The sequence below is a fragment of the Flavobacterium sp. LC2016-12 genome (assembly GCF_015351595.1).
Taxonomy (GTDB): Bacteria; Bacteroidota; Bacteroidia; order Flavobacteriales; family Flavobacteriaceae; genus Flavobacterium.
The window spans coordinates 69639-87797 of sequence record NZ_JADKPT010000001.1; the positions used below are offsets into that span (position 1 = coordinate 69639).

General features: G+C 34.4%; 18 protein-coding genes. 5 read left to right on the top strand and 13 right to left on the bottom strand.

Features of this window, described 5'->3' with window-relative positions; translation table 11 throughout:
- Window positions 1–132 precede the first annotated feature (132 nt).
- The 3 genes from IRZ99_RS00340 to IRZ99_RS00350 all read left to right on the top strand — a co-directional run bounded on the left by IRZ99_RS00340 (window position 133) and on the right by IRZ99_RS00350 (window position 2584).
- On the top strand, window positions 133–1311 hold the full coding sequence (locus IRZ99_RS00340; protein ID WP_194655385.1) for an AIR synthase related protein: 1179 nt from the start codon (window positions 133–135) through the stop codon (window positions 1309–1311).
- Window positions 1312–1499: 188 nt separating this feature from the next.
- Window positions 1500–1856, top strand: a complete 357-nt coding sequence (locus tag IRZ99_RS00345; RefSeq protein ID WP_026981965.1) for a hypothetical protein — start codon at window positions 1500–1502, stop codon at window positions 1854–1856.
- Between the two features lie 119 nt (window positions 1857–1975).
- Complete coding sequence (locus tag IRZ99_RS00350) at window positions 1976–2584, top strand: GNAT family N-acetyltransferase (protein ID WP_194655386.1); 609 nt, start codon at window positions 1976–1978, stop codon at window positions 2582–2584.
- A gap of 106 nt (window positions 2585–2690) precedes the next feature.
- On the opposite strand, the gene IRZ99_RS00355 is transcribed toward IRZ99_RS00350, so the two are convergent.
- Window positions 2691–3314 carry a M949_RS01915 family surface polysaccharide biosynthesis protein gene (locus IRZ99_RS00355; protein ID WP_194655387.1) on the bottom strand — a complete coding sequence of 208 codons (624 nt, stop codon included), beginning with the start codon at window positions 3312–3314 and terminating at the stop codon, window positions 2691–2693.
- Between the two features lie 228 nt (window positions 3315–3542).
- Here IRZ99_RS00355 and IRZ99_RS00360 point away from each other — a divergent pair, with 228 nt between their 5' ends.
- Window positions 3543–5828, top strand: coding sequence for a GH92 family glycosyl hydrolase (locus tag IRZ99_RS00360; protein WP_228519010.1), 2286 nt, complete (start codon window positions 3543–3545; stop codon window positions 5826–5828).
- A 70-nt stretch (window positions 5829–5898) separates the two neighbouring features.
- A complete protein-coding gene (locus IRZ99_RS00365; RefSeq protein WP_194655389.1) occupies window positions 5899–6342 on the top strand; it encodes a hypothetical protein in 444 nt (147 codons plus the stop codon).
- 162 nt (window positions 6343–6504) lie between these two features.
- Here IRZ99_RS00365 and IRZ99_RS00370 read toward each other — a convergent pair whose 3' ends face one another.
- The 12 genes from IRZ99_RS00370 to IRZ99_RS00425 form a co-directional block, all read right to left on the bottom strand.
- A complete protein-coding gene (locus IRZ99_RS00370) occupies window positions 6505–8364 on the bottom strand; it encodes a peptidase M61 (RefSeq protein ID WP_194655390.1) in 1860 nt (619 codons plus the stop codon).
- A gap of 111 nt (window positions 8365–8475) precedes the next feature.
- Window positions 8476–8754 (bottom strand): DUF2805 domain-containing protein, encoded by a 279-nt coding sequence (locus IRZ99_RS00375; protein ID WP_042563191.1) that lies wholly within the window; start codon window positions 8752–8754, stop codon window positions 8476–8478.
- 120 nt (window positions 8755–8874) lie between these two features.
- The gene (locus IRZ99_RS00380; protein WP_194655391.1) at window positions 8875–9702 is read right to left on the bottom strand and encodes a sterol desaturase family protein; all 828 of its coding nucleotides are present in this window, start codon (window positions 9700–9702) and stop codon (window positions 8875–8877) included.
- Between the two features lie 91 nt (window positions 9703–9793).
- The gene (aqpZ, locus tag IRZ99_RS00385; RefSeq protein WP_194655392.1) at window positions 9794–10501 is read right to left on the bottom strand and encodes an aquaporin Z; all 708 of its coding nucleotides are present in this window, start codon (window positions 10499–10501) and stop codon (window positions 9794–9796) included.
- 24 nt (window positions 10502–10525) lie between these two features.
- Window positions 10526–10882 carry a DoxX family membrane protein gene (locus IRZ99_RS00390; RefSeq protein WP_194655393.1) on the bottom strand — a complete coding sequence of 119 codons (357 nt, stop codon included), beginning with the start codon at window positions 10880–10882 and terminating at the stop codon, window positions 10526–10528.
- Window positions 10883–10969: 87 nt separating this feature from the next.
- Window positions 10970–11866 (bottom strand): DMT family transporter, encoded by an 897-nt coding sequence (locus tag IRZ99_RS00395; RefSeq protein WP_194655394.1) that lies wholly within the window; start codon window positions 11864–11866, stop codon window positions 10970–10972.
- Window positions 11867–12088: 222 nt separating this feature from the next.
- Entirely contained in the window at window positions 12089–13219 is a 1131-nt protein-coding gene (locus IRZ99_RS00400; protein WP_194655395.1) for a peptidylprolyl isomerase, read from the bottom strand.
- Between the two features lie 40 nt (window positions 13220–13259).
- Window positions 13260–14336: a peptidylprolyl isomerase gene (locus IRZ99_RS00405; protein ID WP_194655396.1), complete on the bottom strand. Its 1077-nt coding sequence runs from the start codon at window positions 14334–14336 to the stop codon at window positions 13260–13262.
- 15 nt (window positions 14337–14351) lie between these two features.
- The gene (gene gldI, locus IRZ99_RS00410) at window positions 14352–15053 is read right to left on the bottom strand and encodes a gliding motility-associated peptidyl-prolyl isomerase GldI (protein ID WP_194655397.1); all 702 of its coding nucleotides are present in this window, start codon (window positions 15051–15053) and stop codon (window positions 14352–14354) included.
- 6 nt (window positions 15054–15059) lie between these two features.
- On the bottom strand, window positions 15060–16064 hold the full coding sequence (locus IRZ99_RS00415) for a bifunctional oligoribonuclease/PAP phosphatase NrnA (protein WP_194655398.1): 1005 nt from the start codon (window positions 16062–16064) through the stop codon (window positions 15060–15062).
- 241 nt (window positions 16065–16305) lie between these two features.
- Window positions 16306–17550: a voltage-gated chloride channel family protein gene (locus IRZ99_RS00420; RefSeq protein ID WP_194656116.1), complete on the bottom strand. Its 1245-nt coding sequence runs from the start codon at window positions 17548–17550 to the stop codon at window positions 16306–16308.
- A gap of 107 nt (window positions 17551–17657) precedes the next feature.
- On the bottom strand, window positions 17658–18041 hold the full coding sequence (locus IRZ99_RS00425; protein WP_041519343.1) for a RidA family protein: 384 nt from the start codon (window positions 18039–18041) through the stop codon (window positions 17658–17660).
- Between the last annotated feature and the right edge of the window lie 118 nt (window positions 18042–18159).

Here is an 18159-nt window from a genome sequence, read left to right on the forward strand (position 1 = left end):
CAGGTGGGTTTTGTTTTTTAGATTAAGATACGAAGATAACTTCGTGATTTTTTTATCAATCAAACATCCGAATCAATCAAAGAATTAAAAAAAGGGATTATCTTTGCACCACATCAACACAAACTAATTTTCATGAGTTCAGATTCTAGCAAAAGGTACGCACAAAGAGGTGTTTCAGCATCAAAAGAAGACGTACATAACGCCATTAAAAATATTGATAAAGGTTTATTTCCTCAGGCATTCTGCAAAATTGTCCCTGATTACTTAACTCAGGATTCAGATCATTGCTTAATTATGCACGCTGATGGAGCCGGTACAAAATCGTCTCTGGCGTATATGTACTGGAAAGAAACCGGTGATATTTCTGTTTGGAAAGGAATTGCTCAGGATGCTTTAATCATGAATATTGATGATTTATTATGCGTTGGTGCAACAGATAATATCTTGCTTTCTTCTACTATAGGAAGAAATAAAAACTTAATTCCTGCTGAAGTTATTTCGGCTATCATCAACGGAACTGAAGAATTAATCAACGAATTAAAATCTTTCGGTGTAACCATTCATTCAACAGGTGGAGAAACTGCCGATGTTGGAGATGTAGTTCGTACTATTATTGTAGATTCTACCGTAACAGCTCGTATGAAACGCAGCGATGTTGTTGATAATGCCAATATTAAAGCAGGCGATGTAATTGTTGGTTTGGCATCTTTTGGTCAGGCAACTTACGAAAAAGGCTATAATGGCGGAATGGGAAGTAACGGATTGACATCGGCACGTCACGATGTATTCGGAAAATATTTAGCTAAAAAATATCCTGAAAGTTACGATGCTCTTGTTCCTGAAGAATTAATTTATTCAGGTCAGGTGAGTCTAACGGATGAAGTGGAGAACAGCCCAATAAACGCGGGTCAGCTGGTACTTTCTCCAACGAGAACTTACGCGCCAATTATCAAGAAAATCTTAGATACTTATACGCCAAACGAAATTCACGGAATGGTACATTGCAGTGGAGGAGCGCAGACTAAAATTCTTCATTTCGTTCAAAATTTACACATTATAAAAGATAATTTATTCCCGGTTCCACCATTGTTCAAGTTAATTCAGGAACAATCAAAAACAGATTGGAAAGAAATGTATCAGGTTTTCAATTGCGGTCACCGTATGGAAATCTATGTTCCTGAAAATATTGCTCAGGATATTATTGCGATTTCAAAATCATTCAATGTCGATGCACAAATCGTTGGTAGAGTAGAAGCAGCTGATGCTAAGAAGTTGACAATTACGAGCGAATACGGAACATTCGAATATTAATTTTTAAGTTACAAAGGTCCAGAGGTTCTGAGTTGCAAAGGTTTTTATACTGGAGTTTCAACAGGACCTTTTTTATTAATAATTTGCTTTTTTAGGAGCTAATCCCGCTATCCGTTACAATCTTTTGTGTCCGCCGCGGCGGACACAAAAGGATTTCCACTGCTATCGGGGCTAAAAACACCAGAGTTATGTACGAGCTACTTTTTTGGAGATATTTAGATGAGATATATTTAAATCATCACGAAGTCTACGAAGCACTTCTTGAAAAAGAAGAAGTTGATGGATTAGAAACACTTCCTGTCGAGGTAATTTTTAACCGGATCGCTTCTGTATTCTCAGAATGGGAGAAAGTAGATGAAAACAGCTGGCAAAATACTAAAGGAAAAGGTGCGTTCCAGGTTATTTCAACCCCACAAAGCATCAAGATTGATTGCTACGGCACTGAAGGAAAAACCATGAATAAGTTAGTGGCTTTGATGGAAGAATTCAAATGTCCGTTGTACGATCCGCAAGTGCCGGAACGTTACGACGAAATGAGTGAGTAAATTTTTTCTTTGCGTAGCTTCGTGAAATCTTAGCGAATCTCTGCGAAATAAACTATTACACAAAGTTGTACAAAGACTTCACAGCGATTCGCCAAGAACTTCAAAAAACTATAAAAAGAATGATTCAAGAATATAATTTCAGTTTCTCAGACAATATTATTTTAGAAGACGATTTGGTATTATTGCGTCCTTTGCAGGAGTCAGATTTCGATAATTTATTAGAAATCTCTATCAACGAACCAGAAACCTGGAAATATTCTTTAGTAGGAGCAGACGGAAAAGAAAACCTTATCACTTATATTCAATCTGCTATAAAAGCAAGAGAAGAAAAAAGAGAATTTCCGTTTATTGTTTTTGATAAAAAATCTCAAAAGTACGCTGGTTCGACACGTTTTTATGATATTCAGCTTCAATATAAAACCTTACAATTAGGCTACACCTGGTACGGCTCTGCCTTTAGAGGAACCGGTCTTAACAAACATTGTAAATTCTTATTGCTTCAATTTGCTTTCGAAACCCTCGGATTAGAAAGAGTAGAATTCCGCGCCGATAATAATAACGAAGTAAGTATCGCTGCTATGAAAAGCATCGGCTGTAAAGTCGAAGGCGTTTTAAGAAGCCATATGCCAACCGCAAACAGTAACGTTCGCCGCGATTCTATTGTTTTGAGTATTCTGAGAAACGAATGGTTTGAAGAAGTAAAAGAAAATCTAAAGCAAAAGCTATAAAAAAGAGCCGTAGGCTCGACCAATATTGTAGGGCTGGACTTCAGTCCAGTTAAGTCCAGTAAAGAAAATTGAATTTGATATTGCCATTGCCATTGTCATGAATCATTTACCCATTTTTCAGTAATAACCCTTGATCTTTTCTTATTTTCTCAACTAAGTTATCTACATAAGTCTTTATTTTCTGCGGTAATAAATTCCAGTTGGCATCCTTTTTAAAACTTCTGCAGTCATCGAAAACACATTCAACTGCGCGAATTACATATTTTTTGTTTTTGTAAACGGTAATGATTTTAACACGGCTTATTTCGTCGTCTTCATTTCTTGTTCCGTAAATAATAATAGGTTCAATATAACCATCTCCATCAAGATCTTTAGTACTGCAATATTTTGTCCAAAACCAGATGTTGGTTTCTTGTGGTTCTGTAATTTCAAGCAGATCGTTTATTCGCCACTTTTCAAGAAAACCCCCATGATCATTGATGGTACAAATGGCTTGTATTTTGGTATTTAGTGTGTCTTTTTTACTAATTGTCTTTTGATTTTCACATAAAAGCAGTTCATAAACACCGCCTTTATCACTATATTCAAAGGCTTTGAAGATCGGAAAATCTGAAACGCCTTCCAGTTCTCGTGTTGTGATTTGTTCTTTTGTAAGTCTGTAACTTTCTACTTTTTGCGCATAAATAAATGTAGTAGAAAAAAGAAGCAGAGTGAAAATATAATTTTTCATGAATAGTATTACATTTTTAGTGAATCAAAGATATTTAAAACCTTTTTAGCACAAATAAATTTATATTTTTTAAAAAGCATATTTTATTGTATTTTTCTGATCTAAAAGTATTGATAAAACGTTTTAGTAAATACCTGATATTGTTTTGTTAAAAAAAATAATGATTTTAAAAAACACCCAATGAATAGCATAAATTGTAAAAAGATTCTTTTTGGATTGTCATTTTTAATGCTTGGATATGTTGCCAATGCTCAGAAAAAAACAAGTGAAAAACAAAATTTGATTCAGTATGTAGATCCTATGATTGGAACTGCAAAAATGGGGCATACTTATCCTGGTGCAACAGTGCCTTTTGGAAGTGTGCAATTAAGTCCAGAAACCGATACGATTGCGTATAGCTTAAACGGAAAATACAACGGTGAGGTCTATAAATATTGTGCCGGATATCAATATGAAGATAAAACGATCGTTGGTTTTAGTCATACCCATTTCAGCGGAACAGGACATTCTGATTTAGGCGATTTCTTAATTATGCCAACGACTGGTAAATTGCAATTGAATCCGGGAGTGGCTTCAAAGCCACATTCTGGTTATCGTTCTGCATTTTCTCATACAACCGAAAAAGCGGAACCCGCTTATTACAGCGTTCTTCTAGAAGATCATAACATCAAAGCAGAATTGACAGCTACGACACGAGTTGGGATGCATCAATATACTTTTCCAAAGTCAGATGAGGCGCATATTATTCTAGATTTAACTTCGGGAATTTACAATTACGATAAAAAGAATGTCTGGACATTTGTTCGTGTTGAAAACGATACTTTAATTACCGGATATAGACAAACCAATGGTTGGGCAAGAACCAGAACGGTTTATTTTGCCATGTCTTTCAGTAAACCTATTAAGAGTTACGGGCAGGCTGCACAGGAAAAAAGCGTTTACAGAGGTTTTTGGGGAAGATTTGATCAAACCAAAAATTTCCCGGAAATGGCAGGTCAAAATCTAAAATTGTTTTTTGATTTTAATACCGAAGAAGGAGAGAAAATCAAAATCAAAATGGCTTTATCTCCAGTGAGTTCCGCCGGAGCGTTAGAAAACATGAAGAAAGAAGTTCCGGGATGGGATTTTGAAAAAGTAAAAAAACAAAGTCAGGAAGTTTGGAATAACGAGTTGAATAAAATTCAGATTGAGGCCATTCAAAAAGAAGATTATGTGAATTTTTATACTGCAATGTACCACGCCTTTTTAGGTCCGACAGAGTACATGGATTTAGATGGAAATTACAAAGGTTTGGATATGAACGTTCATAAGGCAAATAACTTTAAAAATTATACGAGTTATTCGCTTTGGGATACTTATAGAGCATTGCATCCGTTTTTCAATATTGTTCAACCAACAAGAAACTCAGATATGGTGAGTTCAATGTTGGCGCATTCAGACCAAAGTGTGCATAAAATGCTGCCAATCTGGTCGCATTATGCTAATGAAAATTGGTGTATGATTGGGTATCATTCGGTTTCTGTCGTGGCCGATGCGATTGTGAAAGGCAATATTAACTTCGATCCGGAAAAAGCACTTCAGGCTTGTGTTAACACAGCAAAAGTACCTTATTATGATGGATTGGAATACTATATGAAAATGGGGTATGTTCCTGAGGATAAAAATGGTTCTTCGGTTTCTAAAACTTTAGAATATGCCTATGATGATTGGGCAATTGCTCAGGCTGCGAAGAAATTAGGTAAAACCGAAATTTATAATGAATTCATCGAAAGATCTAAAAACTATAAAAACGTTTACGATACCAAAACAGGTTTCATGCGCCCTAAATTAAATGATGGAACTTTCAAAAAAGAATTTGATCCATTAGATACACACGGACAAGGTTTTATTGAAGGAAATTCATGGAATTACAGTTTGTACGTACCTCAGGATCCGGCCGAAATGATTAAAATGATGGGAGGAAATGATAAATTCAATGTTCGATTAGATTCGTTATTCAATATGCATTTGCCAGACAAATATTTTGAAAATACAGAAGACATTACCAGAGAAGGAATCATCGGGAATTACGTTCACGGAAACGAACCATCTCATCATGTGGTTTATTTGTATAATTGGACCAATTCTCCATGGAAAGCACAAGACAAAATTAGAATGATCCTGAAAAAAATGTACCGAAATGGTGCCGATGGTTTAGGAGGAAATGATGATTTCGGGCAAATGAGTGCCTGGTATATTTTCAGTAGTTTAGGATTTTATCCGGTGGCACCGGGCTCTGATGAATATGCATTAGGAAGTCCGTTAGTAAAAAACGCTGTTTTTAATTTAGAAAACGGAAAGAAATTTGAAGTTGAAACGGTGAATCAATCGGATAAAAATGTTTTTGTGAGCAAAGTACTTTTAAACGGAAAAGAATTGTCGAAACCTTTCCTGAGACATGCAGATGTTATGAATGGAGGAAAAATTACGTTTTATATGAGCAGTAAACCGAATAAAAAGAATTATCAAAATTAATAAAAAGCTAAACGTTACAGAGTTTCAAAAAACTTCACGAAATTTGCACCTCAAATAAAAGACACGAATTATGAAAATAAATCTAAAATCAGGAATTGATAAATTGCTTTTCGGAATGAAGCAAAATGATGTTACAGCTGTTTTTGGCAAACCTGATAAAAACTATAAAGACGAAGATGATAATGTGATTTTTGTGTATAATTCACATAAAATCAGATTGACATTTTATGAAGAAGAAGAACTGAAATTAGGTTATTTAGTAGCATCAAGCAATGATTTAGAGGTTTTCGGATTCAAGATTATCGGAAGAAAAATTGCAGATGTAAAGAAAGATTTAGCAACAAAAGGAATCACAAAATACACTCAGGAAACTTTTGATACTTTTGAAAATTACTTTAATGAGGACAATTGGTTTATTCTTCAAACTGAATTTGATGAAGTAGTGAAATTCGAGATTGGTGCAATTATCAATGAAAAAGATGAATTTGCCTGGAAATTTCCAGTAAAGAAATAAACGCAATATTGTCTTCCTGAGGAACTAAGGATCACACAAGTTTGTCGACAAAGATTGTCGAGATCCTTTGTAGAGTTTCTCGTGCGATCCTTCGTTTCTCAGGATGACAAAACAAAAAAACCGACAATCACTTGTCGGTTTTTTTTGTTCATTAAATGGAAATTATCCTTTCAACCATGCATTTTTAAGTTTCTCTTTAGAAGCATCTGTTGCTTTAAAAGTTTCTGTTTCTTCGTACGGTAGTTTCACAGTTCCTTTAATGGTTTGTTCAACACCGGCACGTTTTATTTTAACTGTGATAGGATCATTTTCTTTCCAGTTTTCACTTTCTCCAATTAAATCATAGATATTATCTAAGGTGTAAGCTTTCTCGTTAATAGAAACAATTCCATCACCACCTTTAAGGTTTAAATTAGTAAAGAATACGTTCAGGTCAATATCAGCACGCACACTAATAGCTTTCGTTGCTTTGTCAACACCAATATAAGGAGTTTGTCCTTTAATGAAAATTGATCCTGGTTTTTTCTCAGTCGCTTTTGTAACCCCTACTTTTGCCAAATAGAAATCGTAAGGAATTGGAGTAGTTCCTGCCACATATTTAGTTAAGAATTCACCAACTTCAGGGTAAGTCAATTCGGTAATTTTAGCGAAAAGCTCATTATCATTAAATGGTTTTTCAACACCATATTCGCTGGATAGCTTATGCATCAAATCAAGAATGCCTCTTTCTCCGTTGCTTTTTTCTCTGATGATAATGTCAATACACATTCCGATTAAAGCTCCTTTTTGATATACGTTTAAGTATTGATCTTTATAAGGCTGCTCTAAAACATTTTTACTCATTACAGTAAACGACATTGTATCATTTAAGCCTTTTGCCTGTTCAATTTTATCTGCTATACGAGTATAGAATTCTGCTTCATTAATTAATCCCTGATTGATTTGAAAAAGATTGGCAAAATATTCCGTTACACCTTCATACATCCATAAATGTTCAGACATTTGAGGGGCATTATAATCAAAATACTGGATTTCTTTTGAGTGAACAGTAAGTGGAGTCACAATGTGGAAAAATTCATGAGAAACAACATCTTTCATTGATTCTACCAATTTTTCTTTTGGCATCGATTCAGGTAAAACAACTGTAGTTGCAGTTGGATGCTCTAAAGCTCCAAAACCGTGTGCGTCATCCTTAGCCATGCTTGACAAATACAATAAAACAGTATATTTTTTAGTAGCATTTACTTTTCCTAAAAAGTTTTTCTGAGCCGTCATCATCGTTTTCATTTCCGGAGTAATGCTTTCTGCAGTAAATTTTCCTGTTGGAGAATAAACAGCGATTAAGATATCCATTCCGTTAACATTGAATGTAGTATAATCTGGCTTAGAATACATAATTGGGTTTTCTACCAAGATAGCATAACGAGAAGTTTTAAAAACATCACTTGTTTTGCTTGCATCTTCATCAGTCATTGAAGTTGCTCCCCACAATGTTTCAGGGTGCGTAATCGTAACATTATATGGAACATCTAGTTTATCTTTAAAATAACCTACAAAACCATGTGTGTTAACCATGAAGTTAACCCCTGCATTGATATTCGTTCCTGCCGGTGAAAAAACGTCGTCATTACCAAATCCGGTTCCTTTTTCAGTGTCAAAAGTATCTCCAACTAAATAAGTGATTTTTTTTAATGTTTTTGCATTCGAGATCGACCATGAATTATCGTCAATTCTTTTTACCGTTAATTCATTTCCTTTAGCATCAAAAGCTTTAAAACCATCAGAATACTTTCCGTAATTATCTGTAGAATAAGTTCCCGGAACTGTTTTTGGGATACTGTAGATAATTTCGTCAGTTTTAATTGCAGGAGGAGTAACAGTTACCAAAACTTTGTCGTCTTTTACATCGACAAGATTGATGTTTACATCTACGGTATTGCTTTTTGCAGCACCTGATGTACTACCTGTTTTACAGCTCCATAGTGTTACAGCAAGAGCTAAGGTGTAAATAATTTTTTTCATTTGTTCGCGTTTAGTTATGTGTATTTGACTGATAAAATGGAAAATTGTTACAATACTTAGATAAAAATAGATAAATATAAAAAAAAACTCCTGAAATTCAGGAGTTTTATGCTAGTCGAGTTTATTTTTTATATAATATTTCCCATCCAAATCTTCATCAAAATCGTCTATTTTAACGGGTTTTGGTTTTGGTTTATTTGCAATTGCCTTCTTTTTCCACATTTCAAATTTTTCAAGCGGCATTTTCTTTTTCATGATTTCCAAAACTTCTTTTTCTGCCAATCCAAATTCTTTTTTAATAATCTCAAATGGATTTCTTTCTTCCAAGGCTAGCGAAACAAGTTTTTCTGTTTGTTCCCAGCTCAACTCTTTGCGGTTACTCTTTTTCATCACGTGAAAATTAATTCAAAATAGGGGTTAATGATTAATAGATTGATTTTCAATTTAAGTATCAATATTAATAAAAAAAATAATTAGTTGGTTCGATCTGGGATGTTTTTTTTAATGATTTTAACTGTTTTTTATTGATCTTGATTTTTGAAACGGAATTTGTAGCAGATTTTTCAATTTGTTGTGCTCTTCGGCCGCCATATGCGTGTCGACTCCATATATTAATTCTTCTTTTGGCAGCGTTGTAAAAGTGCCAAAAAGCCGATCCCAAACAGAAAAAATGTTACCATAATTACTATCGGTATAAGGCAAAACATAATGATGATGTACTTTATGCATATTTGGAGAAACAATAAAATAACTCAGAAAAACATCTAATTTATTTGGTAATGAAATATTGGCATGATTAAATTGAGAAGCTACTACAGATAAGGATTGATATAAAAAAACCATCCACATCGGACTTCCAATGATTAAAACACCGGCAGTCGTAAATAAAAAACGAATAATACTTTCTCCTGGATGATGCCTGTTGGCTGTTGTCGTGTCAATCCATGTATCAGTATGATGAATAAGATGAAAGCGCCACAGAAATTTTACTTTATGCTGAACAAAGTGTGCCAGGTAGGCGCCAATTAAATCTAAAAGAAGTAATCCGATAATAGTGTACAACCAAATAGGGATTTCCGGTAACCATTGCAGAATTCCGAAATGATTTTCTGTCGTCCAGCTGGCGGTTTTAATCAGGATAAAAGCCAAAACAAAATTGATAATAATCGTAGTAAAGGTCAGAAAAAAATTAATTCCGGCGTGATGCCATTTTCTGTATTGCATCTGAAACAACGGAAACGTATTCTCGATTAACCAAAAAACAGTGATTCCCCCAACCAAAATCAAGCTTCGGTGTGAAGACGGAATTGTACTGAAATAAGAAATAATTTCATTCATGGCAAATGCAATTTATAAATCAATAAAAAAAGGGAAAATCAAATATAAATATATCTGATTTTCCCTTAAAATTTTATAATTGAGTAAAAAATTATGCGGCGTCGTGATTCTGAAGCAATGACTTATAAATAAAACCAGCCACAATCGCTCCTAAAATTGGTGCAACCCAAAATAACCAAACCTGAGACAGTGGTTCTCCACCAACAAAAACAGCTTGTGATAATGATCTTGCAGGATTTACAGAAGTATTGGTAATTGGAATGCTTATTAAGTGAATTAAAGTTAAACCTAATCCGATTGCAATACCGGCGAATCTTCCGTTTGCAAATTTATCGGTTGCTCCTAAAATGATCAGTAAGAAGAACAATGTTAATACAAACTCAGCAATAAAAGCCGACTGTAAAGAATAACCATCAGGAGAAAATGCACCAAAACCATTTGAGGCAAAAGCACCTGCTTTAGTATTGTCAATTGCAAAACCGGCTTTCCCTGATGCGATGGTGTACAGCGTTCCTGCTGCTGCAATTGCGCCAATACATTGTGCAATAATGTAAGGCAATAAATCTTTTGCTGAAAATCTTCCTCCGGCCCATAAACCAAAAGATACGGCAGGGTTAAAATGCCCACCCGATATATGCCCAACGGCGTAAGCCATTGTTAATACAGTTAAACCAAAAGCTAAAGCTACACCTGCAAATCCAATTCCTAATTCAGGAATTCCGGCAGCAAAAATGGCGCTTCCGCAACCTCCAAATACCAGCCAATAGGTTCCGAAAAATTCTGCAAATAATTTTTTCATAATAAAATAATTTAATGGTTAATGTTAGAATGTATATTGGTAAGCCCAATAAATCAAAACAATTTGTAAGGGCAAACGTACAAATAAAATCCATTTTGGCAAGCCGAAACCAGCTTTTTTATCTTGAAACATGAATAGGTTAGCAGGAAATATAGCAATCAGTAAAGCTATAATTCCCCATGCAGCAAATCTTCTTGAAAAAGGAAACAGTAGGAGAACGCCTAAAATTATTTCAGCAGCTCCGCTCAAAGTATTTATTAATTTGGGGTTTTTAAATAAGGGTGGAATGATTCGGATGTACATTCCGGGATTTCTAAAATGATTAATTCCAGCAATTATATACAAAAAAGCCATTAAATATAAATGCCAGGGTAAATTCATGATATCGTATTGTTTATCACGAATTTATAAAAAAATTAACAATTATAACATTACAAGAGGCTTTTTTTTAATAGTATATAAAATGAACTAATTTTTGCGTTTAAAATTTACATTCATTATGATAATAGCCAGGATTATCAGAACAATTCCGACCCATTGAGAAAAGATCACTTTCTCGTTTAAAAGTACATAAGCCATCATTACCGAAACAGGTAATTCTAAAGCAGAAACAATACTTCCTAAACCAATTCCGGTTAATGGGAAACCTGCGTTCATAAGCATTGGTGGAATGATAGTTCCGAATAGAGATAACACAAGTCCCCATTTTATGAAAATTTCCAAATTAAATGGTGTTACCTGAGTAACAAATGCAAATGAAAATACAATTACGGCACCTCCTAAAAGCATATATAGACTTCGTTGTGCCGATGATATTTCAGTAGCAACGCGATTTGCAGTAAACATAGTTGTAGTGAAAGAAGCCGCAGCCATTACTCCCCAGGCAAGTCCTCTCCAATCTAATTTTATATCATTATTGATGATATTAGTTGCTAAAACAGTTCCGACAAGGACAATGAAAACGGCAATTACTTTTTGCTTAGAAGGTAATTTTTTCTCTAGAATCATCTCCAGTAAAACACCCATCCACACCGTTTGCATCAATAAAACGATTCCAATAGAAACCGGAATGTATTTTACAGCTAAATAATAAAACAAACTTGTCATTCCTAAAGAAGTTCCGGCCAGCATTAAGCTAAAAATGTTTTTTGGAGTCGCTTTTACAGCAGTACCTTTATTTTTTATTTTTTGGAAGGTATTAATTAACAGAATTCCAATAATACCCAAAACAAATTGAGATGTTGTTACTTCGGCAGTTGTATATCCTTCAGAGTAAGCCATTTTTACAAAAGTGGCTAACATTCCGTAAGTTGTAGCTCCTAAAGCAACTAAAAATACTCCCTTTAATACATTGTTTTGTGACATCTGAATCTATTTTTTAAAAAAATTAAGCCGGCAAAGGTAAGCTATTTTGTTTAAGATTTAGCAGAAAATTGACGCAAACAGTATTATTGCTATTGTTTCAGAAGCATATTTTTCTTCTAAATTGAAGATTTCTCAGAATGTTGAAAATGATTAAAATAAAAAAGCCATCAAAATCTGTGATTTGATGGCTTTGTGTTTTTTGCGAAAAATAATCAGAATTAATTACTTTGCAGGTTGATTTTGATACGTTTCAATTTCAAAAATTAAAGTCGCGTTTGGCGGAATTACGCCTCCGGCACCTTTTTCTCCATAAGCTAAATTGGATGGCAGGAAGAAAATTGCTTTTTCTCCATCAGTCATCATATCTAAAGCTTCGATGAATCCCGGAATCATTCCGTCTTTTTTACCCACTGTAAAAGGAAAAGCTTTATATCCACCTTGTGCATCTCTGCTCGCATCATATTTACCATAAGCTTTTGCTACACTTGACATGCTGCTGTCAAAAAGATTTCCATCTTCAAAATAACCTGCATAATGAAAGTAAATGTTTGATCCATCAGCACCTTTTACACCAGTTCCTTTTTGTGTTACCACATATTTTAAACCAGATGCTGTTGTAGTCGCTTTCGCTTTTGTTGCTGCAAAATACGCTGCTTTATCTTTGATAACTTTTTGTCCTTCTAATTTTTTACCTTCTTCTTTTTTAACGTCATCGGCTAAAACTTTTACTGCGTCGAATTTTTTAGCAGCGGCACCTTTGCGTGTAATTGTAATCTTTGTCATAATATCACCCTGAACAATTTTATTTACATTATCCATTCCAGAAACTACATGTCCAAAAATAGTATGCTTACCATTTAACCAAGGTGTTTCCTTATGCGTAATAAAAAATTGGCTTCCATTGGTAGCAGGCCCAGAATTTGCCATTGCTAAAATACCGCCTTTGTCAAATTTTAATTCTTCTCTAAATTCATCTTTAAATGCGAATCCAGGTCCTCCAGCACCAGTCCCATCAGGGTCTCCACCCTGAATCATGAAATCATTGATAACTCTGTGAAATTTTAATCCATCGTAAAATGGTTTTCCTTTTAGTTTTTCCACTTTTACGTTAGGATTTTTACCTTCTGCCAAAGAGATAAAATTAGCTACAGTAACAGGAGCTTTTACATATTCTAAAGAGATAACAATGTCTCCTTTTGTTGTAGCAATAGTAGCAAAAATACCATCATTTGGATCTGCTTTTGCAACTGTTTTTGTTGGTGCAGCTTTTGGTTTAGCAACAGGTTTTTTTGTTGTCTGAGCCTGAATATTTACTATTGCAAGGCAAAATAAAAATAGAAGTTTAAATTTCATCGTATTCCGAATTTAAGTCTCTGATAAGTTTTAAAATATATTATTGTGGTTTTTCTAATAATTGAATTTCGAAAACAATATTAGCATTTGGTGGAATAACATTTCCAGCTCCGGTTGCGCCATAAGCCAAATGAGATGGAATAAAAATAACTGCTTTGTCTCCAAATGAAAGTTGTTCAATTCCTTCAATAAAACCTGGAATCAAACCTGATTTACTTCCTGCTGTAAAAGGAATTGGCTGATATTGTTTTGCTTCAGCTCTTGCCGGATCAAATTTTCCAAAAGTTTTGGCAACTTCTTCTACGCTTGAATCAAAAAGAGTTCCGTTTTCTAAGAAGCCTGAGTAATGAATGTAAACCTGAGTTCCTGTTGCAGGTTTTTTTCCTGTTCCTTTTTCAGTAATTATATATTCTAATCCAGTACTTGTTTTTGTGGCTTTAGCTTTTAAAGCGGCAAGAGCCTCTACTTTTTCTTTTTGAACTCCGGCATATTTACTTTGTTCTTTTGCTATTTCTGAAAAATAATCATGAAATACTTTTACAGCATCAAACTTTTTAGCTGCTTCACCATTTCTGATGATGGTTACAGTAACAATTTTATCATCTTGTTTTACCTGATTTACTACTTCTTGTCCTTTTTCAACTACATGACCAAAAATAGTGTGTTTTCCATCTAACCATGGAGTTTCAACATGCGTAATGAAAAATTGGCTGCTGTTTGTTCCGGGACCGTTATTAGCCATTGCCAGAACGCCTCCTTTATCAAATTTTAAATCAGTGATTTCATCTTTAAATTTATATCCGGTATCTCCAGAACCAGTTCCTTCCGGATCTCCGGTTTGAATCATAAAATCTTCAATTACTCTGTGAAATTTTAAACCATCATAAAAAGGTTTTCCTTTAAGGTATTCCTTAGTTACAAATTCGTTTTTACCTTCTGCTAAGGTTACAAAATTTGCTACTGTAATTGGTGCTTTTTTATAATCCAATTCAACAATAATATGCCCTTTGTTAGTTTCAATGTCAGCATATAAACCATCTGGTAAATTGCTATGCTCGTCTTTACAAGAATAAAATGAGGTAACGGCTAGTAGTAATAATAAAATACTCTTTTTCATTTTTAAAATGTTGTTTTATGGGTTTATTGTATCTTTTTTAATTTGAGTTGCGGGTTTTACTGGTGCAGGTTTTGCCGCTACAGGTTTTGGAGTTTGTCCAGGAGTTGTGGGAGCTGCAGTTTGCCCTGTTGGAGTTTGTGTCGCTGGAACTGCCGCTTTTGGAGCTGAAGGATCCGGAACAAAATTGCGTAGGGTAACTGTGCAGATTAAGGACTCATTAGGGCCTATTTTTTTGTTGTCGCCATGGTATCCGTATGCAATATGCGATGGAAATAAGAAAGTTGCCGTCTCATTTTTACGCATTAGTTTGATACCGTCACGTAATCCCATCATGATTTCTTGTTTGTCGACACGATAAGTTTGTGGACCAAGGTCAGCCTCTGAATAAATTATATTGCCTTTGATATCTTTTATTTCCAAATTGAAATAAGCAATATCACCTTTACGTGGCGTTTGCGTTTCGGTAAAATTTCTTTCTTCATAAGAAAGCCAATAGCCTTTTCTTGTAGCGTAATATTTTACTTTCGGATTGCTTTTGATGATCTTCTTAATAACCTTTTCTTCATCAGCTATTAATTTTTTATTACGATCAACTGATTTTTTCATAAAAGACCCCGAAGCTTGTGAAATAGGCCTTCTGGCATCTTCATGTTGTTTACAGCTAACCAATAAAACAGCAAAGAGGAGCGTGTAAATGCTTAGTTTTATATAGTTCATAGTAGGTTATATTTTTAGTTTAGTTACTAAATCTTCAAATTTTTTCAGGGTTTCTTCCATCGAAACGTCTGATCTTCCGCCGGCTGCATTACTATGTCCGCCACCGTTAAAATGATCTCGGGCAAACTGATTCACATCAAATCCACCTTGTGAACGGAAAGAAATTTTGATAATTTTCTCGTCTTTATTTTCGATAAAAATAGCAGTAAAAACAATACCTTTTATACTTAAGCCGTAATTTACAATTCCTTCAGTGTCACCTTTTACATAATCAAATGAGTCAAGTTCGTCCTGAGTAAGCGAAGTATATGAGGTTTTATGTTCTTCAAATACTTTCATATTCTGCAAAGCACGTCCTAATAATTGTAAACGACTGTAGGAACTATTATCAAATAATAAAACAGGAATCTGAGTGTTTTCAACCCCTAAATCAATCAATTCTGCAATAATTCGATGCGTGTTTCCTGTAGTTCCCGGAAAACGGAATGAACCTGAATCTGTTAATATTCCGGTATAGATACAGGTTGCAATGGTTTTATCTAAATCTTCTTTTTTGTTTAAGAAAGAAATGAAGTTGTAAACCATCTCACAGGTTGATCCGAATGATGTGTCAGAATAAGTATAAGCAGCATAATCATCAGGTTTTTGGTGATGATCAATCATGATAAACGGAGCAGTTAACTTTGCTAAAGTATGTTCCATTTCGCCTGTACGATGAAAAGCATTAAAGTCAAGTGTAAAAATCAACTCGGCTTCTTCTAATATTTTGGTACAGTTTTCAGTATCTTTTTCAAATATTTTTACAGTTTCAGAACCTGGAAGCCAGGCTAAAAAATCAGGAAAATCATTAGGAGCAATTACCGTTGGCTGGTGATTGTTTTTTAATAAAAAGTGGTATAAAGCTAAAGTAGAACCCATAGCATCGCCATCTGGTCCTCTGTGCGGTATAATTGCAATTTTCTTTGGAGTTGCAAGCAACAATTGTATTGCCTGAATATCTTGTATTTTCATAGTGTGCGAATTTACATTTTTTTAATGTAATGTTGAAAACATTTTGGAGATTAACACACTTTTATAAGTTATAAGTTAGGATTTTTTGAATTGTGAAATTATGAGTTGTTCCACAGAGATTCGCAAAGAATTCGCGGAGATACACAAAATGATTAATTTTAGGATTGGAAGGTTAGGACTGGAAATTTAAGATTGAATTAAAATTGACATTGAAATTGCTATTGTCATTGGAATTTGGAATTTAAAAATTGGAATTTATTTTATGATACAACTTATATTTGGCTCCTTTCACAATCTGTGATTTATAAATCCCAACAGAACCTGAAGAAAAGTAAGCAATGGTACAAGCGATTGCAATGAAAATTCCGGGTTGAATTCCGAATAATTCCATTCCCATAATAGTGCAGGTGATAGGAGTGTGGGTAGCTCCTGAAAATACAGCTACAAATCCTATTCCGGCTAAAAGGGCAATAGGCATTGGAATAATGGCAGATAAAGCACTTCCTAAAGTTGCTCCCACAAAAAATAACGGAGTTACTTCGCCACCTTTAAAACCGGCACCTAAAGTAAAGCCTGTAAATACTATTTTAAGCAAAAAATCATACCATTGATTTTGGTTGGAAAATGAATCTACAATAACCGGAACACCTAATCCTGAGAATTTTGTAAAGCCCAACCCAGCAATGGCAATGGCTAAAATGATTCCGCCAATAAAAGGTCGGAGTGGAGGATATTTGATGTTTTTTGAAAAAAGAGAGCTCCAAAAATGCGTGCTTCGGGAAAATAATAATGCAGCAAAACCAGATAGTACTCCAACAATACAGGTATAGACAATATTGTGCAGATTGATTTCCGGAATATCGGGAATGCTATAATGAGTATGTTTTACCTGCCAGAATTCGACGGTGAAATAAGCTGTATACGCAACAAGAAAAGATAAAATAACACTTTTGATATTGATTTTGCTGAAGTACAAAACTTCCAAAGCAAAAATGGCACCCGCCAGAGGAGTTCCAAAAACAGAGGCAAAACCGGCACTGATCCCGAGTATGATCAATACTTTTCTTTCGGAATTATTCAGGTTGAAGAATTTAGTGAATTGATCTGCGATTGCGCCTCCCATTTGTACAGCTGTTCCTTCACGACCTGCAGAACCTCCAAATAAATGGGTTATTAAAGTTCCTAAAAGTACTAAAGGAGCCATTTTAAACGGAATGACCTTCTTGGGTTTTTCGTATTCTTCCAGCAATAAGTTATTGCCTTTTACGACAGATTTTCCCCAATAATAATAACTGAATCCAACAATTAATCCGCCGAAAGGCAATAGCCAGACGATCCAGTCGTGGTGAATTCTAAATTGCGTAACCCATTCCAAAGAAACCAAAAAAAAGGCCGAAGCTGATCCGGACAAAATACCTATCAAAAAACAGATCAAAATCCATTTGAAAGTAGTCAGGAATATTTCTTTTAGTTTTTGAGAAGTCATTAATGTATTTAAGGGCAGATTTTTCGCCACTAATTCACGAATTTAGAAAAAAATATTTGTTTTGATCTTTTTACAATATTAATTCGTGAATTCGTGGCTAATAAATATTACTGAACAACAGCTGTAAATTCAATTTCAACTAAATATTCAGGAGCAACCAGTTTGCTGATTTCATAAAAACCGGTTGTAGGTTTTACGTCTTTAAAAAACGCTGAATGCGCTCTTGCAACTTCTTCAAAAGTCGAAATATTAGTAGTAAAAATTCGTGTTCTGATGACATCTTTCATTCCAACATTCAAATCTTCCAGTACTTTTTCAACACGTTCTAAAATGTTATAAGTTTGAGCATAAGCATCATCGGCTTTTACTTTTTCGCCATCAACAATAGCCACAGTGCCTGAAACTTCAATGATATTGCCAATTCGTACTGCACGGCAATATCCCATTTTGTCTTCCCATGGTGATCCTGTCAAGATGTTTTCTCTTTTCATTTCTTCTGTTTTTTTGAATTATTTTTGTCAATTTTTAAAAACAATTCTGGTTAGTTAATACCGTTGCAATTTATAAAATATGTAACTGAAAAAGATATAGATTTATTTAAAATCAATC

Bases quoted from the DNA above. Each gene is read 5' to 3' on its own strand.
- IRZ99_RS00340 (WP_194655385.1), top strand. From the start codon at position 133: ATGAGTTCAGATTCTAGCAAAAGGTACGCACAAAGAGGTGTTTCAGCA.
- IRZ99_RS00345 (WP_026981965.1), top strand. From the start codon at position 1,500: ATGTACGAGCTACTTTTTTGGAGATATTTAGATGAGATATATTTAAAT.
- IRZ99_RS00350 (WP_194655386.1), top strand. From the start codon at position 1,976: ATGATTCAAGAATATAATTTCAGTTTCTCAGACAATATTATTTTAGAA.
- IRZ99_RS00355 (WP_194655387.1), bottom strand. From the start codon at position 3,314: ATGAAAAATTATATTTTCACTCTGCTTCTTTTTTCTACTACATTTATT.
- IRZ99_RS00360 (WP_228519010.1), top strand. From the start codon at position 3,543: ATGCTTGGATATGTTGCCAATGCTCAGAAAAAAACAAGTGAAAAACAA.
- IRZ99_RS00365 (WP_194655389.1), top strand. From the start codon at position 5,899: ATGAAAATAAATCTAAAATCAGGAATTGATAAATTGCTTTTCGGAATG.
- IRZ99_RS00370 (WP_194655390.1), bottom strand. From the start codon at position 8,364: ATGAAAAAAATTATTTACACCTTAGCTCTTGCTGTAACACTATGGAGC.
- IRZ99_RS00375 (WP_042563191.1), bottom strand. From the start codon at position 8,754: ATGAAAAAGAGTAACCGCAAAGAGTTGAGCTGGGAACAAACAGAAAAA.
- IRZ99_RS00380 (WP_194655391.1), bottom strand. From the start codon at position 9,702: ATGAATGAAATTATTTCTTATTTCAGTACAATTCCGTCTTCACACCGA.
- aqpZ (WP_194655392.1), bottom strand. From the start codon at position 10,501: ATGAAAAAATTATTTGCAGAATTTTTCGGAACCTATTGGCTGGTATTT.
- IRZ99_RS00390 (WP_194655393.1), bottom strand. From the start codon at position 10,882: ATGAATTTACCCTGGCATTTATATTTAATGGCTTTTTTGTATATAATT.
- IRZ99_RS00395 (WP_194655394.1), bottom strand. From the start codon at position 11,866: ATGTCACAAAACAATGTATTAAAGGGAGTATTTTTAGTTGCTTTAGGA.
- IRZ99_RS00400 (WP_194655395.1), bottom strand. From the start codon at position 13,219: ATGAAATTTAAACTTCTATTTTTATTTTGCCTTGCAATAGTAAATATT.
- IRZ99_RS00405 (WP_194655396.1), bottom strand. From the start codon at position 14,336: ATGAAAAAGAGTATTTTATTATTACTACTAGCCGTTACCTCATTTTAT.
- gldI (WP_194655397.1), bottom strand. From the start codon at position 15,053: ATGAACTATATAAAACTAAGCATTTACACGCTCCTCTTTGCTGTTTTA.
- IRZ99_RS00415 (WP_194655398.1), bottom strand. From the start codon at position 16,064: ATGAAAATACAAGATATTCAGGCAATACAATTGTTGCTTGCAACTCCA.
- IRZ99_RS00420 (WP_194656116.1), bottom strand. From the start codon at position 17,550: ATGACTTCTCAAAAACTAAAAGAAATATTCCTGACTACTTTCAAATGG.
- IRZ99_RS00425 (WP_041519343.1), bottom strand. From the start codon at position 18,041: ATGAAAAGAGAAAACATCTTGACAGGATCACCATGGGAAGACAAAATG.